The 22,415-nt window shown below is 46.4% G+C and carries 20 protein-coding genes and 2 tRNA genes; 9 read left to right on the top strand and 13 right to left on the bottom strand.

What is annotated here, in order from left to right:
• Positions 1-16: 16 nt before the first annotated feature.
• The 7 genes from QQL66_RS20340 to mutY form a co-directional block, all read right to left on the bottom strand.
• A complete protein-coding gene (locus QQL66_RS20340) occupies positions 17-733 on the bottom strand; it encodes an esterase/lipase family protein (protein ID WP_284384013.1) in 717 nt (238 codons plus the stop codon).
• Between the two features lie 225 nt (positions 734-958).
• Positions 959-3,070, bottom strand: coding sequence for a VIT and vWA domain-containing protein (locus tag QQL66_RS20335; RefSeq protein WP_284384011.1), 2,112 nt, complete (start codon positions 3,068-3,070; stop codon positions 959-961).
• Between the two features lie 178 nt (positions 3,071-3,248).
• Complete coding sequence (locus tag QQL66_RS20330) at positions 3,249-4,058, bottom strand: FRG domain-containing protein (RefSeq protein ID WP_284384009.1); 810 nt, start codon at positions 4,056-4,058, stop codon at positions 3,249-3,251.
• Between the two features lie 180 nt (positions 4,059-4,238).
• Positions 4,239-4,314, bottom strand: a tRNA-Phe gene (locus QQL66_RS20325).
• A 78-nt stretch (positions 4,315-4,392) separates the two neighbouring features.
• A tRNA-Phe gene (locus tag QQL66_RS20320) sits at positions 4,393-4,468 on the bottom strand.
• Between the two features lie 139 nt (positions 4,469-4,607).
• Entirely contained in the window at positions 4,608-4,931 is a 324-nt protein-coding gene (locus QQL66_RS20315) for an oxidative damage protection protein (RefSeq protein WP_284384007.1), read from the bottom strand.
• A 34-nt stretch (positions 4,932-4,965) separates the two neighbouring features.
• The gene (mutY, locus tag QQL66_RS20310; protein WP_284384005.1) at positions 4,966-6,042 is read right to left on the bottom strand and encodes an A/G-specific adenine glycosylase; all 1,077 of its coding nucleotides are present in this window, start codon (positions 6,040-6,042) and stop codon (positions 4,966-4,968) included.
• A 266-nt stretch (positions 6,043-6,308) separates the two neighbouring features.
• Here mutY and QQL66_RS20305 point away from each other — a divergent pair, with 266 nt between their 5' ends.
• The 6 genes from QQL66_RS20305 (at position 6,309) to QQL66_RS20280 (ending at position 13,961) form a co-directional block, all read left to right on the top strand.
• Positions 6,309-7,460 (top strand): hypothetical protein, encoded by a 1,152-nt coding sequence (locus QQL66_RS20305; protein WP_284384004.1) that lies wholly within the window; start codon positions 6,309-6,311, stop codon positions 7,458-7,460.
• A 70-nt stretch (positions 7,461-7,530) separates the two neighbouring features.
• Positions 7,531-8,604, top strand: a complete 1,074-nt coding sequence (locus tag QQL66_RS20300) for a hypothetical protein (protein WP_284384002.1) — start codon at positions 7,531-7,533, stop codon at positions 8,602-8,604.
• 349 nt (positions 8,605-8,953) lie between these two features.
• Positions 8,954-10,903: a methyl-accepting chemotaxis protein gene (locus tag QQL66_RS20295; RefSeq protein WP_284384000.1), complete on the top strand. Its 1,950-nt coding sequence runs from the start codon at positions 8,954-8,956 to the stop codon at positions 10,901-10,903.
• Between the two features lie 75 nt (positions 10,904-10,978).
• Positions 10,979-11,725: a substrate-binding periplasmic protein gene (locus tag QQL66_RS20290; RefSeq protein ID WP_284383999.1), complete on the top strand. Its 747-nt coding sequence runs from the start codon at positions 10,979-10,981 to the stop codon at positions 11,723-11,725.
• Between the two features lie 64 nt (positions 11,726-11,789).
• Complete coding sequence (locus tag QQL66_RS20285) at positions 11,790-12,404, top strand: LysE family translocator (RefSeq protein WP_284383998.1); 615 nt, start codon at positions 11,790-11,792, stop codon at positions 12,402-12,404.
• A 261-nt stretch (positions 12,405-12,665) separates the two neighbouring features.
• A complete protein-coding gene (locus tag QQL66_RS20280) occupies positions 12,666-13,961 on the top strand; it encodes a glycerophosphodiester phosphodiesterase family protein (protein ID WP_284383997.1) in 1,296 nt (431 codons plus the stop codon).
• Between the two features lie 95 nt (positions 13,962-14,056).
• Here the strand turns inward: QQL66_RS20280 and QQL66_RS20275 are convergent, their stop codons facing one another.
• The 4 genes from QQL66_RS20275 to QQL66_RS20260 all read right to left on the bottom strand — a co-directional run bounded on the left by QQL66_RS20275 (position 14,057) and on the right by QQL66_RS20260 (position 17,497).
• The gene (locus tag QQL66_RS20275; protein WP_284383996.1) at positions 14,057-15,298 is read right to left on the bottom strand and encodes a YihY family inner membrane protein; all 1,242 of its coding nucleotides are present in this window, start codon (positions 15,296-15,298) and stop codon (positions 14,057-14,059) included.
• A gap of 58 nt (positions 15,299-15,356) precedes the next feature.
• Entirely contained in the window at positions 15,357-16,550 is a 1,194-nt protein-coding gene (locus QQL66_RS20270; RefSeq protein WP_284383995.1) for an NAD(P)/FAD-dependent oxidoreductase, read from the bottom strand.
• A gap of 109 nt (positions 16,551-16,659) precedes the next feature.
• The gene (locus QQL66_RS20265) at positions 16,660-17,040 is read right to left on the bottom strand and encodes a hypothetical protein (RefSeq protein WP_284383994.1); all 381 of its coding nucleotides are present in this window, start codon (positions 17,038-17,040) and stop codon (positions 16,660-16,662) included.
• Entirely contained in the window at positions 17,030-17,497 is a 468-nt protein-coding gene (locus QQL66_RS20260; RefSeq protein ID WP_284383993.1) for an acetyl-CoA sensor PanZ family protein, read from the bottom strand. The genes QQL66_RS20265 and QQL66_RS20260 overlap by 11 nt, the downstream gene beginning before the upstream one ends.
• A 229-nt stretch (positions 17,498-17,726) precedes the next feature.
• Here QQL66_RS20260 and hisB point away from each other — a divergent pair, with 229 nt between their 5' ends.
• The 3 genes from hisB (at position 17,727) to hisF (ending at position 19,938) form a co-directional block, all read left to right on the top strand.
• Entirely contained in the window at positions 17,727-18,320 is a 594-nt protein-coding gene (hisB, locus tag QQL66_RS20255) for an imidazoleglycerol-phosphate dehydratase HisB (RefSeq protein WP_284383992.1), read from the top strand.
• A gap of 76 nt (positions 18,321-18,396) precedes the next feature.
• The gene (gene hisH / locus QQL66_RS20250) at positions 18,397-19,035 is read left to right on the top strand and encodes an imidazole glycerol phosphate synthase subunit HisH (protein ID WP_284383991.1); all 639 of its coding nucleotides are present in this window, start codon (positions 18,397-18,399) and stop codon (positions 19,033-19,035) included.
• Positions 19,036-19,176: 141 nt separating this feature from the next.
• Entirely contained in the window at positions 19,177-19,938 is a 762-nt protein-coding gene (gene hisF / locus QQL66_RS20245) for an imidazole glycerol phosphate synthase subunit HisF (RefSeq protein ID WP_284383990.1), read from the top strand.
• Between the two features lie 12 nt (positions 19,939-19,950).
• Here the strand turns inward: hisF and QQL66_RS20240 are convergent, their stop codons facing one another.
• Both QQL66_RS20240 and QQL66_RS20235 read right to left on the bottom strand, forming a co-directional pair.
• Positions 19,951-20,832, bottom strand: coding sequence for a divergent polysaccharide deacetylase family protein (locus tag QQL66_RS20240; RefSeq protein ID WP_284383989.1), 882 nt, complete (start codon positions 20,830-20,832; stop codon positions 19,951-19,953).
• A gap of 21 nt (positions 20,833-20,853) precedes the next feature.
• Positions 20,854-22,284, bottom strand: coding sequence for a S41 family peptidase (locus QQL66_RS20235; protein WP_284383988.1), 1,431 nt, complete (start codon positions 22,282-22,284; stop codon positions 20,854-20,856).
• Positions 22,285-22,415: the final 131 nt, after the last annotated feature.

The following is a 22,415-nucleotide window of genomic DNA, read 5'->3' as shown; positions in this document are numbered from 1 at the left end:
GCTGCTGATCGGCACTCTAGTGAACGCCTGATTGAAACTCGCCTTGCGCTAAAAAACTTTTCACCTGAGCAATGACGTTGGCATTTTTCATCATGAATGGATGAGTCACCGGCAGCACGATGTGCTGTTTCATGCCTTCTACTTTGGTATTGGAAACGGACACTTTTCCGTCATCTTGTCCTGGCAGCAGAGTCGAGAGGATGAGATTGATGCTCCGTGACCCCGCGATGATGCCTAATTCAAAATTTGCAGGGCCCAGTTGTCTGGGAATGCTGTTTTCTTTTGTGCCTAATTCGAGAGAAGAGGGGCCACCGATTAACTCAAAACCGGGTAGGCCGTGCAACTTATCCACAACCTCGCTCCCTTGATTGGGTGGCCCAAGCATCACTACTCGTCCGAGGTTTTTGATCGAATGGTTTTGCAGATACTGTCTTACCAATATTCCTCCCAGCGAATGTGTCACAAAGTGAATTGTGGCGGTATCCGGGCATTGAGTCAGTGCCTGGTTGATATGCGTTTCTGCTAAATGAGGGATTGAACCGGATCTCGATGGATAGTCATGATTAACTGTGGTGTATCCGGCTTCTTTCAGTGCGCGATTCAGTTTGGACATGGATCGCTTTGTTTTCGCCAGTCCGTGAAGCAGTATTACGCACTCGTTTTTACGAGTTGTCAGGCTGGTTGTGGTATTTCGGTGATTTTGCATTTCTTGCTGCGCTTGGATTGACGGCATGGCAACACCTGTTCGGCTGGCATAAACAGAAGTCGTAAGTGTTAGAAAAGTCAGTATAGGAAGTAAAAGTTTCATCGCTTGTTGTTTCACTACAAATTAATAGCGTCTCTTCAAATTAATAGCGTCTCTTCAAATTAATAGCGTCTCTTCAAATTAATTGTGTCACTGGATCTCTATGGCAATATCCCGAGCTAGGTGGCTCGGGATACTTTATTGCTGGTTTTATCAGGCATTGTTGTTTTTCGTCTTTCTAAGTGAGCTTAACAACACTGGCAACAGCAATAGCACAAACCAGATGTCGCTTGATCCGCCGCCAGAGCCACCGCTCGGATATGAGCGATGTGTATTGAACGCTGGTTGTTGTGCATCTTTTCGGTTGTCTCGAACGCCCTGAGTGGCACGTTGTTGTCGCGCGGCTTGCTCGGTTTTAACGCGCTTGTCGTTGTTGCGTGCAATGTTCAGCTGTTTAAATACTTCTTCTCGCACCACAATCATTGAGGTGTAGTTGGTCACTAAACCGTATTCTTTTGCGAGGTCGGTGATGGCGTCTTTAAAATCGTCTTCATAACCCAGGTAGTCTATTTGATTCTGAAGGTCTTCGATGGTTGCGAAGGCCCACAGACGCTCGATCTCTGGATTCAATTGGCTTTGTGCAGGGAACTCGAACGACGTTTTATAGATCTTCTGTTCACCAGAGACTTTGCCTTTAATAGTGACGTTGGCTTTGCCTGATCCCCAATAGTGACCAAATAGGATCAGCTGTTGACCACGGTAGACAGAACCGATTTTCTCCGGTGTCAGATCTTTTACCTTGATTCCGTCAATTTCGATTTCCATATCATGGAAGGCTTCATGAGTCAGTTTGCTGGTGGCGAGCATCATTTTTCCTACGATGTCATCACTGTTGGAAACGCTCATCGCAAACCCATTGGAAATTTTTGCCATGCTGTTCAATAGCGGTCTATTCGCGCTGTTGCCCATGACGAAGGTAAACAAGCGAACGTCGTATCTTTCCAATAATTTCAGGAAGGCTTTTTTCTCGGTGGTACCGACATTGGCAACGCCGTCGGTAACCAGAATTACTGCACTGGAACGGTCAGCGTCCAGATCATCAATGCCTTCTTCTAATCCGCGATAGAGATTTGTACCTCCTGTAGGTGATGTGTTTTCCAGTTGTTGGGTGTAACTAGTGACGTTTTCAGGCGTTGCCAGTGTGTAGCCACGGGTGATCTCGTTGGCGCTGTCGTTAAACAAAATAATGCGGAAGCGGTCATTGGGATTTAGTTGACCAAGCCCTCTGTTCACCCCTTCGATCAGGCTTTGATACTTACCTTGCATCGACCCAGAGAAATCCAATACGAAGATCCAATCACGCCCTTCATTAATCTGCTTCAAGTCATCGCCCGGTGTGATGGTCATCATGAAGGTGCCTCGGGATTGATTCGGCTCTTTGTGTGCCACCATATCTACTGCACCAGGCAGACCCTTTTGGTGACGCCAGTACACAACGATGTCCTGATCGAGTGTCTGAACAATGTTTTGTGTGCCTGATGGTGTGGTCGATGGTAAGGTCGACGCACCTTCCAATATTTCCTGGGTATTTGCTTCACTGTCTACCAGGTTGCTTGCCTGACTGTTCTGCATAGAGATCGACCATTCCTGATTCGACGTTGAGCTGGCAATGGCTTGCGGGTGCTTTGGCAGGCGAACGTCTTCAATCGGATAGGACGAGCGGATTTTCATGTTGAAGCTGAAGGCTTCGGTTACCTTGTCGTTATAGGACCAGAAGGCAAGCTTCTCTTCATCAACTCCACCATCCTCAAGCGGGTATACATACTGACCAATGCCGTGATCCGTATGAACTGCCTGGATATACACCAGACGGATTTTTACATCCTGTTTCGGCAGAACAGGGTAAACACTGCTGTAGAATGTTTTGTGGTCATCTTTCTCTGTCAGTGCGGTTTCTCGCCCTTGAGCTTTCTCCTGTTCGTAAATGTTTCTGGCTTCTTCTTTCTCTAACACTTCGCCTGTGACGGGTTGTCCGTCAATCCAATAAGTGAACTCGCCAACAGCCGCTTTTTCCGGGACAGGAAATGAATAAAGCGCCTCAAGGGACGTATCGTTTGGATTGTAAAACACCTGAGTCACGCTGGTGATGGCATAACCATCTTCTACCGTAACCTCAACATGGTGCTGTTTGATTTCTAATTCAGGAAGGCTGCTGTTCATCGGGGTCATCAGACCCGCAGCACTTGCAAGCTGGGTTAGGGAAATACCCAGTATCGTAATGATCGATGTTTTGAGATATCTGGTTGCTATCTTTACCGTGTTCATAGCGCACTCCGTTTGTTAATTCGTAACAATCAGAGTGGAATTTAGAGCTAAGAAATCAGGCGCTCAATGAAAACAAACCAAGTTGAAATGAGTGATTCTTGGGGTATTGATAAGTGATACTTTTAAATAAATATGTTTAGGATTTGTTTTGGTGCGCGGATTGAAGATTGATGGCCGTTTACTGCGACATCATGTTTTTGAATACCTTAATATCTTTACTTAATCCGTCTAAATCAGGATAAATATCGACAGTTGATATACCTAGGGTCCTCATCTGAAATCTTATGTACTCAATATTATTTGGTTCAATGTCAAGCCTGATTAGAAATGGGGATTCTGATGATTTCTGTAGCTCTTCAAAACCACATTTTTTTCTTCCGTGAGCTGTAAAGCATGCTTTTTGATTGAACATGCGACGGTCAAATCTATTCGGTAGAAATGCTAGTGGATAATCAGGTAGATTTTTTGATGCCATTTCATATTTAAGTATATTTTCTTCATCTAAGGGTTCTCGAGTTAGGCTGTCAGTAAAAAAAATCAGTCTATGATTAGTGCTTAGTTCATTTAGCATATGGGGGTTTAAGCACCATACACAAGGACTCTCAGCTTCAGATTCAATAGCAAAAAATAAAGCTACCAGAGCACTTTCAGTCCAGTCTAATAGCCTGGTTGGTAAACCATAGTGCTGACCTAATTGCATCCACTCCCAGTGATTAGTAATTCTTGCAATTTGGGGCAGTAAAAGTCTTCCTTTATGAATGAAGTCAGAGATTAGTTCGTATTCATCGTCAGGGCTGTATTTCCAAGAGGTGCTTCTAGTAATCGAAGGTATCAATTTATAACTGATGTTTGATTGGCCTCTAAACCAAGGAAGATCGTTACCAAATAAAGTGTGTACTTCCTCAAGATAATCAGTGTATTCAGCAATGTCTCTTATTTTTAGTTTGGATTTTAGAACTTTTGTTGTTTTTAGTTTCTTGAATTCCATTCTCTATGAGGTCCGAAAGATAATAAGATTAATGACAGTCTATAGAAAACAAAGAATTTGTTTATGATAATTTTGAAATCAGAGAAGTAAATGTTGTCCAGAGCCGAGTTGGACTCGCCACGAAGTGAGCGCTTTGTAGAACTTATTAAAGGAAAGGATTTTCAAGTTTAAGTAAGGAGATGGTGCCCAGAGGCGGAATCGAACCACCGACACGAGGATTTTCAATCCTCTGCTCTACCGACTGAGCTATCTGGGCATAGGTAAGTCATGATGACTTTAATTGAAAAAGCCCCGTTCTATCGACGAGGCTTCAACTCTTTATTTAGAAATAAAGTGGTGCCCAGAGGCGGAATCGAACCACCGACACGAGGATTTTCAATCCTCTGCTCTACCGACTGAGCTATCTGGGCTAAGTGGTGCGAATTAAACAGGGATTTCGGATTTGTGTCAACTGCTATCAAGTACTTTTTTCAGTTTTTTGACGAAAAAATGTCAATCTGATCAAAGTGTAAGCAGTTCTGGTTAAATCCTAATCGCTCTGTTAAATGCTTAGTCGTTTTTGTCTTCGGTCTTGCTGGCATCGACGGTTTGTACATCGCCAGCGTCTTTCACAGGAACAAAACCTTCGACTTGCTCGAAGTCGGCATTGTCGAGGAATTTGTCCATTTCTTCCTGAACGAATTTACGGTGTTCAGGGTTAAGCAAGTTCAGGTGTTTTTCATTAATCAGCATGGTTTGGTGGCTTTGCCATTCTTGCCAGGCTTTTTGAGAGACGGTTTCAAAGATTTCCTGGCCTTTTGCTCCTGGCATTGGCGGAACGATCAGACCCGGAAGTTCTTTTTTGTATTTTCTGCACAGTACAAGTCGTGACATGTTGGTTTCTCTCTGCTGTATATCTCTAGGGACGTTAGCCTGCCAGGTGGCGTTTCAAGGTTTCTATCAGGGTCACCATTGGCGCGGCGGTTCCCACCGTTAATTCTTGCTGCATGTTATACCAAAGGCGCCCTTGAGGTTCCATTATCTTCGAGGTGTTTGGGGCTGAATCTTTCGCTTCTGGCCCGTTTTCAGTGAGCTCACACAGCACTGGCGTAATGTCGAGATGATAATGGCTGAAAGTATGGCGAAACGCCGGCCATTCTTCTTTCTCAATGTGATCAGGCAGGTTGTACTGTTTGGTGTCCGGTTGATGTTCCGGAACGCAATACAGGCCGCCCCAAATACCGCTGTCAGGTCGTTGCTGTAAAAGCAGTTCATTTTGATCGTTAAGGATCATCAAGAATCGTGCGCTCTTCACCGGCTTTTCTTTCTTTGGTTTTGAATGAGGAAAGGCGGTCGGTGTGCCCAGTTCATAGGCTTTGCATTCAGGTTGTAACGGGCAAACACCACAGGCAGGCTTGGAGCGGGTACATAGAGTCGCTCCGAGATCCATCATGGCTTGAGTGTAATGGCCGGTGCGCTCTGGGGGTGTATTGGCTTCTGCGATGCGCCAAAGATCTTTTTCCACTTTACTAGTGCCTGGCCAGCCTTCAATGGCATGAAATCGGGTCAATACACGTTTCACATTGCCGTCCATGATCGGTGCCGAAATGCCCATTGATATTGACGCAATAGCTCCTGCGGTTGAGCGGCCAATGCCGGGAAGTTCGACTAAGCCATCCACTGAGGTCGGGAATTCACCCTGATATTGTTCGGCAACCATTTGAGCCGCTTTGTGAAGATTTCTGGCTCGTGCGTAATAGCCTAACCCCGTCCATAGGTTTAGCACCTGATCTTGAGAGGCATTAGCCAGATCAATAACCGTAGGAAAGGTTTTCATGAAGCGTTGGAAATAGGGAATGACGGTCTTTACCTGGGTTTGTTGAAGCATGATTTCTGACACCCACACGCGATATGGCGTAATCGGGTTTTGCCAGGGTAAATCTTTGCGGCCGTACTGATCGAACCAGTGCAAAACGGTTTGATTAAAAGGCGTTACATTTGCCATGAACAGAGGTCTTTTGATGTGAAAGTATTGGGGATTTAAACGTTCGGCTAAGGATATCGAAGGATCAAACAATATCAACCTTCAAGTGTGGGAATCGTTGAGGGTAATGAGGGAATCGCTGTGCGTATCGAGCGCATCGTTCTGCGTATCAAGAGCACCGTAAAACTATTTCTACCTGTTTTTACCTCTTTTGACCGTTTTTAACCTTTTAACATAGGAAGGCTCTTAGTAGCTTTTGTCTAACAATATTACATCTGGGGGCGGTTATGATCAGGAAAACACTGGGTTGGATAGGCGCTATTGTGTTGGGCGTGGCTGGGGTATATCACTTCCTGTCTTTCAATCCGTCGGCCTCGTACCGTGATTCTTTTGTCTCCAGCGATGTTCAAGTACCGGCATTAGCTGTTGAAAGGATTCCCAGCCAACAACTGCTTTTGCCTGAAATATCAGAACAAACGCCGCTTGCTGAGTTTATGGATGAGGGAATGCGTCATCAGTTTAAGAAAGTGGCCCAGCAGTATGCATTGGATGTGCAGTTTCCTGCGTATTCCAAACCGCTGAAAATGACGGATTGGGCTCAGCTCAATCCGCTTCCCTTTGTTCCGCAAAAAATATCCTTAGACACTGCTGAGGATGTCAGTGCCGAGATCATTTTGCCTCACTTTCAGATTACCCGTGATGATGGGCTGACTGTGCAGGTGCGCGTCTATGGCGAGAGTGCCAATATATCCTCGGCAAAGATGTCTTCGTTAACGGTGTCTTCGGTAAAGGTGGCCTTGGCGCATACTCATTCACCCAACAATGTGCAGTTGCAGTCTGAACTCCGTCGGGGTGAATCGGTGGAGGAAGGCGTGCTCTATGAGGGCGTTATTTCCAGCACGAAGTTAGCGTCGTTGGATGATGGGGAAATTCTCGTGCGTGCTTTGGTGAATCTTGAGCAAAGCGGCACCAGTGAGTTGGTTGCTACGTTCGCTCTGTCCGACAGTGTGGCGGAATTAACGGAGGTCGGTGACGCCTACATCGACGGCGCGGATCTTGTGATCCCGCTGAGTTTTGATGTAGAGGAAGCTGGTCTGTATCGCATTCGGGCCAACCTGTTTGATCAGGCCAGTGGTGATCCCATCAGTCATCTCAATTCATCGTTCAAGCTTTCATCATTACGCAATGAAGGAACCTTAAAAGTTCATGCGGCAACGCTACGACAGTCGGGCAGTGCAGGCCCGTATTGGCTTTCTGATTTTAGTGTCATAAAGGCACCGGAAGCGGCGGGAGAATCGTCGGCTTATGGACGAGCATCAGCCGAACAGTATCCGGTATCCGGCTTTGATTTGGATTCATACAGCAGGGAGGAATATCAAAACAGTTTAAATAAGAAACGCTTAGAGTTTTTACAAAAAATGTCTTCTCAACCTCTATAGTCTTCACAACTTCTATAAATGTTGGCGAGACACGGATTCATCGAAGATAACAATAACGATAGGATGATCTATGAAAAGGTTAAACAAAGTAAAACTACTGGGGTTTGCGGCCGCGTCTGTACTGGCTGCAACGGGGACTCCAAACATCGCCCAAGCACAAGTGGCAGGCCATAATGTTATTCTGGTTCATGGCTTTCAGTTTTCAGATTTAAAAGAAAAACCATCGGATCAGGAGGTCTATGACCGCCAGTTGATTCCGCAGTTTTGGCAGGATCGTGCCGAAGGTCGCTTGGGCTGGAGCAGTGCCGAACGAGTGGAAGGTCGCATTTCAGAACAGGTGTTTGAGCAGGCGAAGCAGCTTTCCATGCAGGGGACATGTGTCGATGGCTGTGTTTTGGTGACGCACAGTACCGGGGACTTGGTGACTCGTTACTTCCTTGAAAATCAGGAAACCTGGTTGATGAACGCCGGGCTTGAGCCTTTGGATATCATTGCTGTACTTGATTTCGCCGGTGCGGGTGGTGGTACAGAGCTGGCCTCTTTGGCTGTGAACATCGCCAGTAATGCCAGTATTCCTGATTGGATCAAGCAAGCCGTCGGTGGTGCGTTTGGTTTGGATCTGAGCCAAGCGGATATCAGTGATTTGGGCGTGGTTCAGGATCTGAACGTCTCCAAGGCAAGAACCTTGGCGATGACACCTAATGACATTCCTCATCTGAGATTCGCCGGGAATGGCGGCAATGTATTAATCAAACCGCTGATTTTAGGATCAGACGATGCCACGGTTCCTGCTCACTCTTCTTGTGGTGCTTCGGCTCCGGAAGCCATTGAGAGTTGTGCAAACAGTGTGTCTTTCACTGGAAAGCTGACGTCGGTGAATGGACCTGACGGGCTGTTGTATAACCATTACCCGGTATTGATGTCGAATAAGGCCGATCATGGTCAGGTGATTCGTGACGAAGCCACCGGGCCGGTGACGTATGTTTACAACGGATTTGATGTTGGCCTTCGTGTGGACTTTGAGGCTGAGTACAAATCAGTGCCCTGGTGGCAGTTCTGGCGCGAAACAGGCAATTTCCGTTTTGTTTCTGACTCGGCCGACCGTTCTGTGTCATCGCTGGTTTATGACACTTTGAATAATTAACAAGCAACGAACAATTAACCACGCTGGGAATAACTAACCAGGCAACAGCAAACAGGCACACGAACCGGGAGTATGTTTTCTGGCTTGTGTGCCTTCATTCGCTATTTTGTCTTTTCTAGCAGGGCTTCTCTACGATTGACTACTATTTAGTTTGGTTGATAATTATACAGATGTTTATAAAGTGGCTCTTCCTCTTGCCGATACTATAGTTAATAAAAAAGCCGTGAAATCAGTGCTTAAAAGTATTCTTTGAGACAATTTATGATTTGTATGGCTGTATAAAAAGTGTTCATTGATGCTGTTTGGATAAACGGTTGTATGGACTGGAAACCTGAGGGGATGGAAGTAGGTGAGCATTCGAATTAAGTTTGTGGTGACGTTATTAGCCGGTGTGATTTTACCTGTGCTAATCGTAGCAATCATGTCGTTAATGACAGTCCGGGATAGCGCGATTACGTCTTTTGAAAAGCAAAGTACAAATGAAATACGGCAAATCGATACGGCGTTTTCTTTGTATCTCAATGGATTAGCGGAAGATGCCGTCTACCTGGCTTCGACAGAGATTATCCAGAATCTCGACAGTTCCGTCATGACCTATATGGATAAACCGTCTGAACCTATGACACCTGAGCAAAACAGCGAGGTGGAGGCAAAAGCTTTCCAGCTGTTGAAAGAATTTGGTGAATCTCGTCCTGATCTGGCGTTTGTGTATCTGGGAATGAGCAACGGTGGTTACATCCAGTGGCCCAAAGGCAACAACGTTGCTAACTATGATCCAAGAAAACGCCCTTGGTATACCTCATCGATTGGTAATGCATCTGAGGCGGTTCGTGCGCCTGCCTACGCCGATGTTACAACGGGCACCCCATTATTAGATTATTTGAAAGTATTTCAGGCCAAAGATGGCCTAAAAGGTGTGGTGGGTGTTGATGTGACGTTGGCTAAACTAACCACAATGGTTCAGCAAGTGAAGTTCGGTGAGCAAGGCTATTTGATGCTGATTGAAGACACCGGCGTGGTTTTGGCCGATCCATCCAATCTGGACCATAACTTCAAAAAGTTAAACGAGTTAGGGAATGTATATCAGGAATTAGCTTCCGCAAAAGGTATGGTTCAAGTTGAGTTGGATGGTAAGCCTTGGTTTGCCAGTATCTATGAATCACCTTCTCTTGGATGGAAGTTTATCGGGCTTATTCCAGAGTCCGAGGTCTTTGAGGCCGCCAATAAATTAGCCATGACCATCAGCTTGGTCAGTATCTCGTTGATTGTGGTGTTCGCTGCTATTGGTCTTTGGTTATCCAGTGTCATTACCAAACCGATGCAGGTAATCACTCAGGGCTTACAAGAGATTGCCAGTGGAGAAGGGGACTTAACCCGTCGCCTAACAGTGAAATCCAATGACGAATCCGGAGTAATGGCGGATGCCTTTAATACCTTTGTGGATATGGTTCATACGCTAATTTCAGAGATCAAATCCAACGCCAGTCAGGTTGGGGAAGAGGCGGATGGTGCGCGTCGGGTGTCTGAGCAGGTTCGTGAGATTTCTGATCAGCAATCCCGTTCGATTGAACAAGTGTCTACCGCGTTCCATGAAATGGTCGCGACCTCAAATGAAGTGGCTCAGAACTGCAGTCAGACGGCATCGTCTGCCGATGAGAGTCAGCAACAAGCCAGCCAGGGGCGTCAGTTCATTCAGGAAACCTCCGAATCGGTGAATATTCTCGAAGACATTATTGTTGACTCAAATAATGCGATGTCGGAGCTGGCCCAAGAAGCCAATAACATTACTTCGATTCTGGATACCATTCGTGGCATTGCTGAACAAACCAATTTGCTCGCGTTAAATGCGGCCATTGAAGCGGCTCGTGCCGGAGAGCAGGGTCGTGGTTTCGCTGTGGTGGCGGACGAAGTGCGTACTTTGGCGCAGAAAACGGCCGAATCCACCGAGGAAATTGATAATCTGATTTCGTCCCTGAATAAGCGCACTAATGTGGTGTCTGAAAAATTGTCCAGCAGTCTGGAGCATTCTAAGCAGACGGTAGAGACGACAGAGAAAACCAAGGCGGTGTTCGAATCTATCCAGCGTTCAGTGACCAATATTGGTGATATGGCTACTCAGATTGCGGCGGCAGCGGAGGAACAGCACTCGGTGGCTGAAGACATCAACATGAATATTACCGATGTCCATAATGAGGCTCAGAAAGCCAATGAAGCCTCGGTGCAGTCTCATACGAACTCACAAACCCTGAGTCAGCTTTCTCAAGAACTTACAGCGCTTGTGAGCCGATTTAAAACCTGATGCGTATATTAAATCAATATAGGCTCGCTAATCTGTCTATAGTGTTTATTGCCTTAAATTAAATAGGTTGTATTCATGCAGGCATTGTTATCTTTTCCCTTGATCGCGCTGCTCCTGTCTTTCTTCGGGAGCATCGGTCTTGTTCACGCCGATACTGTGTATTTAGACATTGGTGAGTGGGCTCCTTTTACCTCTGAAAAAGACCCTGATGGAAAAATCGCAGAGACCCTCGTCAGGGAGGCTTTTGCTCTGGAAGGGTTTGACGTTGAATATAATTACTACCCCTGGAAACGAAGCTATGAGCGCATTAAGAACGGTCAGAGTGACGGAACCTTTCCTTGGTTCGTAAACCCGGATCGTGGCGACAATGATTACTTTATTATTTCAAAGGAGCGTTTATTCAGGGATAAAGAAGTGTTCTTTTATCACGTTAATCGCCCTTTTGATTGGAAGGAGTTCTCCGATCTTAAAAACTATGTAATTGGTGGCGTGATTGGCTATAGCCATGTTGTTCAATTGGCTAATCACGGTATTACGGTAGAGGCTGTATCAAACGAAGCACAGAATTACCGAAAACTGATGGCTGGTCGGATAGATGCTGTGCCTGGTGGTCAAATAGTCGGCTACTACATGATTCAGAAAATGTTTCCGGAAGCTAAAGTCCGAATGATTACGCATCACAGTAAGCCGCTGCGTGAAGCGGATATGTTTATGTTCTTCAGCCGGAAAAGGCCAAGGAGTCAAGAGTTTGATGCGGCGTTTTCCAGAGGCATGAAAAAGCTGAAAAGCTCAGGACGCTATAGTACAATTCTTGATCAATAAAAGTTGTCTATCTCGTCAGAACGGTTTTTCGCTGTTTTGAATGAGGTTTCAGGAGTTGAGCTGTATGACCTTGTTATCTTTATTAGCCCTCGCAGGAACTATGTTGTTACTGGCTGCTATGCCAGGACCTGGCGTGTTTGCTACGGTTGCGCGTGCCTTGTCGTCTGGTTTTGGTCATGCCTCTGTTGTGGTCTTGGGGATCGTCTCGGGCGATCTGGTCTTTTTGCTCATGGCTGTATTCGGTTTGGCAGTTATGGCGGAAGCGTTAGGCAGCTTCTTCACCATTGTCAAATATGTAGGTGCCGCGTATTTGATTTGGTTGGGAATCAAGCTGTGGCGTACTAAGCCTGAGGCTGTGAATATTGACGGAGTTAAAGAAAACTCCTGGATGGCCAATTATTTGTCTGGACTGTTCATTACCTTGAGCAACCCGAAAGTGATTATCTTTTATCTAGGTATGTTGCCAACGTTTGTAAACCTGACCGATTTAGGTGCGATGGATGTTTTTCTGGTAGCCACGGTTATTTCTGTCGTATTAGGGTGTGTGATGTTGGGGTATGCCTATTTGGCTTCAAAGGCGAGAAAAGCATTTCAGAATCCAGACGCCGAGAAACGTATGAATCGCATTGGCGGAGGCATCATGGTTGCCACAGGTTCGGTCTTGGCAACTAAGGGATAATCCACTTTTATCTAACTAAGTTGGAAGTTTATAGCGAGGCGTCTTAATGGCGCCTTTTTTTATGTGTCTGTTTTAATGTACGGTTATTAAATGCTTGTTCAACAAAACAGCATCAAATCGTCATAATCACTTTTTAGTATCTCTCGACGTTTGTGTTAAAGATCTTCCCGATTTTTGGTTGTACTCAGACAAGATTCGATTTCATAAACCCTGAAAGGGAATTCGAGATCCCTGAAGAATAACAACAGCGATGGAGATACCATGCGACTACTAGCACTTATGATCAGCACGTTGATGGCGCTGATTACCATGAATGTACCGGCTTATGCTGCGCCAAAACACGATATGGAACAGCGTTTTGAGCAAATCAAAAATCACTTTGAATACCTTCGTAACCGTCATGCCAAGGCTCAACTCGGACCGCGTCCGTTTTATCTGGTTGCGGACATGGATCAGAGTGAATTGAAAGACAAACTGCAAAGTTGTGAGAAGAAAACCTTCCGTCGCACCAAGTTCTCTATCGGACACCGTGGTGCGGCAATGCAGTTTCCCGAACACACCAAAGAGTCTTACGAAGCGGCAGCCAGAATGGGAGCGGGTATTGTGGAGTGTGATGTCACCTTCACCAAAGACCGTGAATTGGTTTGTCGTCATGCACAGTGTGACCTTCATACTACAACAAACATTCTTGAAACTCCGTTGGCGCAAAGCTGTTCCGTACCACCAGAGTTTGATAGCGAAGGTAACCTGATTAATGCTGCCGATATCAAATGCTGTACATCGGACATCACCTTGGCTGAGTTTAAAACGCTTAAAGGCAAAATGGATGCGGCCAACAAAAACGCAACCAGCATAGCGGACTACATGAATTCGACAGCTAACTGGCGTACGGATTTATATACCGCTCGTGGCACCTTGATGACTCACAAAGAAAGCATTCAGTTGATCAACTCTTTAGGTGCAGATTTCACGCCTGAGCTGAAATCTCCTGAAGTTGAAATGCCCTATGAAGGGGAGTTCACTCAAGAAGACTTCGCTCAGAAAATGATTGATGACTACATTGATGCAGGCATTGATCCGAGTCGTGTTTGGGCTCAATCCTTCAATTATGATGATGTCATTTACTGGGTAAATAACGACCCTGAATTTGGTGAGCAGGCGGTATTTCTGGACGGTAAATACGATGTAAATGTCAGCCTTGCAGAGATGGAGTCCTGGGTGGCAAACGGGGTGAAAGTGTTGGCTCCACCAATGTGGATGTTGCTGGATGTGAACGGTAATGGAGAACTCGTTCCGTCTCAATATGCGATCAATGCAAAAACCGCTGGTTTGGAACTCATCACTTGGACGTTGGAGCGTTCCGGCTTATTGAAAGACAACGGCGGTTGGTACTACCAGTCTATAAACGGTGACAACGGTGGCCAGGACGTGATCGACAACGATGGCGATAAGATGGAAGTACTTCATGTACTTGCGCAAGACGTGGGCGTGATCGGTGTCTTCTCTGACTGGCCTGCGACTACCACTTACTATGCAAACTGCATGGGCATCAAATAAGCTGATTTGTTGCTTGTGAGAGTGAAAAGCCGATCAATTTAGATCGGCTTTTTTGTGCATCTTGGAATTTTTAGATTGTTAGGGTTTTAAGATAATCATGTATTTTTATGCGTTCTGGAAAGTTGGCTGAGCAGAGATTGCAGCGATTGCGGAAACTGCATATTCACGGTTTGCTCAAGCCCTTGCCATTGTTCTTCAAGCTCTTTTTGCCACGCTTCTGAAGAGTGATGGCTGATATGCTCACGCCATTCAGCCATGTTCCAGGGTGCATTTCTCATTAAGTCTGTGAGTTGAACCTGATGGTAGTCCCGGCCAACCAGAAAGTCGCCACGGGCATCGACGGCAATGAGATTTTCTTGTAGCAGAAACTGGCGAATTTCACTCCAATGATCACATCCCAGTTCACTTAAAAAGTGCCCCAAACTCTCCGCGCTGGTGGCGTGGCCTTCGGTGTGATTTCGCCACAGGTATTCCAGCACTCGAAGGCTCTGGTAGAACACCGATTCTTTAGACGCGTGTTGCATGGAGGACCAAGTGACCAGTCCCTTTACCCATTCCACTCCAAGCAGTGTGATCAACCAGGAAATATGAATCCACAGCAAAAATAGAGGGATGGCAGCAAAGGCACCGTAAATCAGTTGATAAGAAGAGAGATTGCTGACAAACCAGGTAAAGCTGAACTTAGCTAACTCAAACAGCGTTGCTGCTACAAGTGCGCCCGATAGGCCGGCACGCCAGGGTACATAACAGTTAGGAACAACAATATAAATCAGGCTAAAAGCCAGAACGTTCAGTAGCCAGGGCATCAGGGTATAGAGGGAGCTGCCTACATTGGCCCAGGCCAGTGTTTGCGACAGTAACTCGGAGGAGGCCAGCCAGGAGGAAATTAATAATCCACTGGCCAGCAAGATTGGCCCCAAGCTGATGATTGCCCAATACATCAGGAAGCTGACCATGCCCTTTCGGCGTTGGGAAATTCCCCAGATCTGATTAATGCTTTGCTCAATGGTTCGTAACAATAAGATTGCAGTGACAATCAGAATGGCCAAACCAATGAAGGTTAGCTGTGTCGATTGGCTGGCGAACTTCTGGAGATAGGTCATCACTTCTGTACCCGACGAGGGGACAAAGTGATTGAAGATAAACTGTTGGATTTGTTCGTTCGCGCTGCTTAATGCCGGGATGGATTTTAATACGGTAAACAACACAAAACTGACCGGAACCACGGCGAATAGGGTGGTGTAGGTCAGGGCTGCGGCCACCTGCAGGCAGTTGTCGTGCAGAAAATTAAGGAATAAGTTGCGTTGAAAGGCGAGTGTGGCTCGTAACCTGTTCATCATGGTTTCCACTGTGCATGCTTCTGAATGGTATGAATGAGGCTCATGAGTAAGGTTATTACTCGCTTTGATCAATTAACTGGAGAACGTACTCCGCCACAGCAAGAGAAGCGGTTAAGCCAGGAGATTCTATACCAAGTAAATGAATTAAATTAGGCAAGCCGTGTGTTTGTGGCCCTTCGATCAAGAAATCTTCAGCCGGATCGCCAGGTCCACTCAATTTGGGGCGGATCCCTGCATAACTGGGGTGCAACTTGTTGGCATCCAGAGCTGGATAATAGCGCTGAATAGCGGTTACCCAATCAGATTTGATGGCGTCCAGATGAGTTGATTCCGGCATTCGATAATCAATCGTGTCGAGGTATTGCGTGTCTGGTCCAAACTTCACTTGCCCAGCCATGTCGAGTGTTGCGTGTATCCCCAAACCGACGGTGTTCTTTTCAGGTACTGGATAAATCAAATGATGGAATACCGAATGGCCGGTGTAGCTGAAGTATAACCCTCGACAGTAATGAATAGCCGGGACGTCTGACGAATACATTGTCGCAAGTGCGTTTGCATGTAGACCTGCGGCATTGATTAACCAACGACAGCGAAGCGTCAGTGCTTCTCCTTGATTGTTGATGGCGACAGTCCAGCCTTGAGAGTGTTGTTCAATGTGGGTGACTTCCGCCTTGTATACGATCGCGTTGGCGGCATCTTCAATATCTCCCACCAACGACAGCATGTATTGATGAGCGTCGATGATGCCAGTGGACGGGGACAGCAGTGCGGAAGTAGCTTTGACATTCGGCTCCCGAGCGTTGACTTGTGTTTGGGTCAATTGTTCCAGGTCGAACACGCCGTTGGCTTGGGCTTTTAAATGAATGGCTGAGAGTTGTTCTTCTTCATCCGATGAAGTTGCAACAATCAGTTTTCCTAAAGGTGAGTGATCAATGCTTCTTTGCTGACAATAGCGGTAGAGTTGCCGTTTACCTTCAACACACAACCTGGCTTTCAGTGAGCTGCTTGGGTAGTAGATTCCGGCATGGATAACTTCGCTGTTGCGACTGCTGGTTTCTTCCCCGAACAGTGCGTTTTTCTCAACAACCAGGCATTCCTTTCCTGCATCCGAGAGACGTTTGGCGATGGCCAGGCCGACAACGCCGGCACCAATAACCAGGTAATCGGTGTGTAGATCGGTGGAATTTGAATTCGATGCGTGTGCTTTATTCGTATTAGAAGGCTTCTGCGTAAATAATGATTGAGACATGTTCCCTTCCGTAGGCATTACTCTCGATATTGATCATGCTCGAACTTTATTACTCTTGAAACTCACTATGCTCGATATTGATTATGTTGGAAATTCACTGCTCTTGAAATCAATTTTCAACAGGAATGTCGAGCTGCTCTTCGTCAGCAAAGGTCGAGTTGTCTGAAACCGGTTTGGACGTCGGGGCCTTAATGTAAGGAAGTAATCGCTTACAGGCCAGATCACTGGTTTCTTCGTATTCGGTGAGTGCCTGTGGCTCGCCATTCTGCATGATTACCAGTGTGCATTCGCCTTTCACATTGGTATCGATGAAGTATTGTAGGGATAGACGATCCATTTTTTGCGCGAGTTGATCCCGGTATTCGGTAGAGTGTTCGTGTAGTTCCAGCAGCTCGGGCTTTTCTGCTAAGACATAGAGGCAGGCTGCAATCACCAGAAAGATGGTGATGCGGCCAAAGCGATAGTTTTGAATCCTGTCGTTATACTTCATGCTCACTCGGGGTTATTTTATAGAGACTGGTGGCTGCAGTGTTGGAGACAAATTCTGCACTGTATTGATTTAGCCAGTCTTTCATTCGGACGTTTTGATCGCGTGTCAGTTCCAATAACACGACTTTTCCCTTTGCCTCGGCCAAGGTCAGATCCAACAAACGGTGGCCGACGCCTCGGTCACGAGTAACCTGACGAACCGTCAGATTGTTCAGCTTCATTTGGCCGGTTGATTCTTCGACGCTCATAGCACCAATGATGCGGTCATTGAAAAAAGCGCAGGCAATCCATTGGTTTTCAGGCTGATTGTGGCGTTGAAGCAGTTCTTCAGTGAAGGTGTCGGAGTTTTCGATCACCTGATCGTCGACAATAAGTTCTTTCAGTTCACCAAAGGTTTTGGTGAGGTCTATATGATCCTGGCCTTCTGGCGAGGTAACTTTTCTTAAAATAACAGGCACGTAAACGATCTCTTCTGTGTTTCTTTTAAGCTTAGCTGATCTGCTTCGGGAAGGGGAAGTCGCAAACTTGCTTCCAGAAACCCTGCCATTAGCAATGCATTAGCAACGAGTCGCATGGGCAAGGCAGTTATAAATGCAGACCAGCTAGAAAGCCGTTATAATAATCGCCCATTTGAATAATAGCGATTGTTTATTTTGATTCCTGCGGGAATCCCTTTTGGAGGCAAGCATGTCGGCACGTCAGGCCACAGTTGAACGCAATACCTTGGAAACCCAAATTAAGATCTCGGTTGATCTTGATGGTACAGGCAAAGCCAGCTTTGATACCGGGGTTCCTTTTCTAGATCACATGATGGATCAAATTGCCCGTCATGGTTTGATTGATATGGATATTGTGGCAAAAGGTGACCTTCATATTGATGCTCACCACACGGTGGAAGACATCGGTATTACTTTAGGTCAGGCATTCGCGAAAGCCATTGGTGACAAGAAAGGCATCACTCGTTATGGCCATGCTTATGTGCCTTTGGATGAAGCTCTATCTCGTGTAGTTATCGACTTCTCTGGTCGTCCTGGTTTGGAAATGCATGTGGACTTCACCCGTGGTTCTGTGGGTGGCTTCGACGTGGATTTGTTCTCTGAGTTCTTCCACGGTTTTGTTAACCACGCTCAGGTGACGTTGCACATCGATAACCTTCGTGGAAAAAACACCCACCACCAGGCAGAAACCATTTTTAAAGCCTTTGGTCGTGCATTACGCATGGCATTGTCTGTGGATGAGCGTATGGCGGGCATCATGCCTTCCACCAAAGGTTGCTTGTAATCGGCGGCTCTGAAACGAGTTTAAATGAGGGTCAACCCGGTTGGTCCGTTAAAAAATGCGGTAGAGAGACTTATTGATGTCGACCATTGCGATTATTGATTATGGCATGGGTAATCTTCACTCGGTTGCGAGTGCATTTGAACATGTATGTGACAGCAAAATCATTGTGACCTCTGATGTAGCGGAAATTGAAGCAGCCGATCGGGTTGTGTTTCCGGGGGTAGGCGCAATTCGTGATTGTATGGCTGAAATCCGTCGATTGGGGATGGATGAGGTTGTTAAAAAAGCGGTTGCAGAGAAACCCGTGCTGGCCATTTGTGTTGGTATGCAGGCGTTGATGGAACACAGTGAAGAAAACGGCGGTGTTGACTGCATCGGTTTGTTGCCGGGTAAGGTGAAGTTTTTTGGGGATAAGCTGAAAGACGAAGCGGGTGAGAAACTGAAAGTACCTCACATGGGGTGGAATCAGGTGAAACAGCTTGATCACCCGTTATGGAACGGAATTGAAGACAACAGGCGTTTTTATTTTGTTCATAGCTTTTATGTAAAAGCCGAACGTTCAGACGAAGTGAAAGCGACCTGTCATTACGGGCTGGATTTTGATGTGGCTCTTTCACACGGCAACTTGTTTGCGGTGCAGTTCCACCCTGAGAAAAGCCACACGGCTGGCTTGCAGTTGTTGAAGAACTTCGCCTCTTGGGATGGCAAGGCATAGTTTTATCGTGTCTTCTTAGTTATAAGAGGTCTCTTGGTTTTTAGAGAATCTTCTTGGTTAAGTCCTGGCTTCGAGCGAATAAGTAATTGCTTTGGAGCTAATAGAGTTTTAAGTGACTAGGTCACGAAAGAGGAAACAGACATGGCATTGGCCAAACGCATTATTCCTTGTTTAGATGTGGATAACGGGCGCGTAGTGAAAGGCGTTCAGTTTGTGGATATCCGTGATGCGGGTGATCCGGTTGAAGTCGCCAAACGTTATAACGAACAAGGCGCCGATGAAATTACCTTCTTGGACATTACCGCGACTCATGAAGGGCGTGAAACCACTGTGCATACGGTTGAAGCCATTGCCAGTGAAGTGTTTATCCCGTTGACTGTGGGCGGGGGAATTCGCGAATTGTCTGATATCCGAACCATGCTGAATGCAGGTGCAGATAAAGTCAGCATCAACAGTGCGGCGGTGAAGCGTCCCGAGTTTGTTCGTGAAGCGGCTGAACGTTTTGGTTCTCAATGCATCGTGGTCGCCATCGACTGTAAACAAGTGGGTGAAAATAAGTGGGAAATCTTTACCCACGGTGGCCGTAATCCAACAGGCATTGATGCCGTTGAGTGGGCTAAGAAAATGGCTGAATACGGTGCCGGTGAGATTCTGCTGACCAGTATGGATCAGGACGGCGTGAAACAAGGCTTCGACTTGGGGGTTACCCGTGCAATCAGTGAAGCGGTATCGATTCCGGTGATTGCGTCAGGCGGTGTCGGCAATCTTCAACATTTAGTGGACGGCGTAGTAGAAGGCAAAGCGGATGCGGTATTGGCTGCGAGTATTTTCCACTTCGGTGAGTACTCTGTGCCCGAGGCTAAAGAGTATATGGCAAAGCAAGGCGTTGAAGTTCGTCTTTAACACTTCACCCCTCTAAGGGGTATGCTTCGTCTTCATGGAAAGCTCAACACTTGGTGTTGGGCTTTTTTTCGTTCTGGGGTGCGCTTGTCGTGCCAGAGTTTTCTTTTCAATCAGTGCGGATAGAGGCAATTGCTTGAAGCCGCGCTGTTCAAGTTCCGGTAGTACCTTTTCAAGATAATCCAGTGTTTCCGGGTACGGATGACCGATCATCAAGCAGTTGCCTTTCTTTTCCGCAATCGTTAGGCACTTTTCGTATTGCTTGTTAATGAAGGCGGTGGTGCGAACGTGATCCAGAAAAATGTCGCGAGACACGGTAGGCACGTCGTACATTACGGCTACATCATTGGCGACACTCTTGGGGTTGGTTTTACTGTCGACAAATAACAGATTCTTTTCTTTCAGAATCTTCATTGTCCAATTCATTTGTAGATGCTTAGTGGTCAGTAAACTGCCCATATGATTATTAATGCCCATTAAATGGGGGATGGCATCGATGTTTTGTATCAGCTGGTGTTGATACTCGGCCGCATTCATGGCACTGGTCAGAGCTCCAAGCCCTAATGGCATGTCTCGTAGATTTTCCATCGGCGCATGCAATAACAGTTCTTTGCCTAGTTGGTGGCCTTTTTTTGCAAGCGCTTCTGAATAGGGGCGATTAGGTAAAATCGCCAGAGTCACCGGCCCCAGAAGATTGACTGTCCGAAGCCCTCTCGATTCATTATTACCTATGTCATCAATAATAATGGTGACTTTGGGTGTTTGAACCGGCGTGGTTGCAGGAGAGTTAGCAGGAGTAGAATCCGTTGCCGCTGAACTGAACGATGAAAAGCACAAGAGTGAAAAACACAAAAGCCCTGTACGAAACAGGGCTTTTGGAGATGGAGCATCAAACATAGGTAATAACGAAAGAAGCTATTACTGGTTTGCAGAAAGGATGTTGAAACCTTTCAGTACGTTCAATGCTTCGGATAATTGATAGTCGCGTTCAGCCAATTGTTCTTTGGCTTCTTTTACCTTGCCGTCACCGTTTTCATTTTCCAAGTGACCTGCCAGATCCGCTTCTTTGTATTGAACCTGAGGCTTAATGGTTTCTACCTTGGCGCGTTCAATGGTGATGTCTGGTTCAATGCCTTGAGCCTGAATTGAACGACCGTTTGGTGTGTAGTAACGCGCGGTGGTTAACTTAATACCGTTTTCCGCATCCACAGGAATGACGGTTTGAACAGAGCCTTTACCAAAGCTTTGTGTGCCCATGATGATCGCGCGTCGGTGGTCTTGCAGCGCACCCGCTACAATTTCAGAAGCAGAGGCTGAACCGCCATTGATCAAGACCACCAGAGGCGCTCCGTTGATCAAATCTTTTGGCGTTGCATGGAACTGAGATTTAGAGCTGCCAATACGGCCTTCTGTGTACACCACCAAACCATTGGTTAGGAAGGTATCGACAACATCTACAGCGGCTTGTAATACCCCACCAGGGTTGTTGCGTAGATCTAGAACCAAGCCTTTAAGATCCTGGTTATCTGCCTGAAGCTTGCCGATGGCCTTATTTAGATCATCGCCGGTTTGAACCTGGAATTGAGAAATACGAACGTAGCCGTAACCGTCTTCCAACCAGCGGTGACGAACGCTGGTTACTTTAATAACGTCGCGGGTTAGGGTGAACTCAAGCGGTTGCTCTTCACCTTCACGAAGTACGGTTAAGACGATGTCTGATCCTGGCTCACCACGCATTAGATTAATCGCGTTATCCAGAGTCATACCTTTCACTGGCTTGTCGTCCAGCTTCATGATCAGGTCGCCTGCTTTTAAACCAGCGCGTGATGCAGGTGTGTCATCAATTGGGGTGACGACACGGACAAAACCATTATCCATCTGGACTTCAATGCCTAGGCCACCAAATTCACCTGAGGTGTTGATTTGAAGTTCTTCAAAGATTTTTGAATCCAGATACGCAGAATGAGGGTCAAGGCCCGAGAGCATTCCACGAATGGCGTTTTGCAGAAGTGTTTTATCGTCAACATCTTCCACGTATGACGTGCGAATGCTGTTAAAAATTTCAGCAAACAGGCGCAGATCTTTCAGCGGAAGTCTTGCGTCTTCCGGGATCTTATCCGTTTGCTCAGTCGCATCTGTGATCTGGTCGTTAACGTCGGTGTTTGTTTCGTCAGTTGAAGCGTCTTGCATCGCCTCAACTTCATCCGCCGCCATTATATAGGGCGCTATTTCCGAACTGGGTAAAAGGGGAGTGACTGGTTGGGAGGAATCTGCACCGGCTGAGTTCACATTCATCAACAAGGCTGTTGATAATAAAAATGCCAAGCTGCTTTTAGCAGTCAAGTTCATTTATACACCTACAATTCGGAAAATTAATATTCAGGTCAAATTGACCTTAATCGAGTTCTTATTTAATTCGTGCTACCAGAGCATAGCGTATTGAACTGGCTGGCACGCAATTTACACCTATTTACATAGGT

The sequence above is a fragment of the Litoribrevibacter albus genome (genome assembly GCF_030159995.1).
Lineage (GTDB): Bacteria > Pseudomonadota > Gammaproteobacteria > Pseudomonadales > Litoribrevibacteraceae > Litoribrevibacter > Litoribrevibacter albus.
This window is presented reverse-complemented; position numbering and strand designations above follow the sequence as displayed.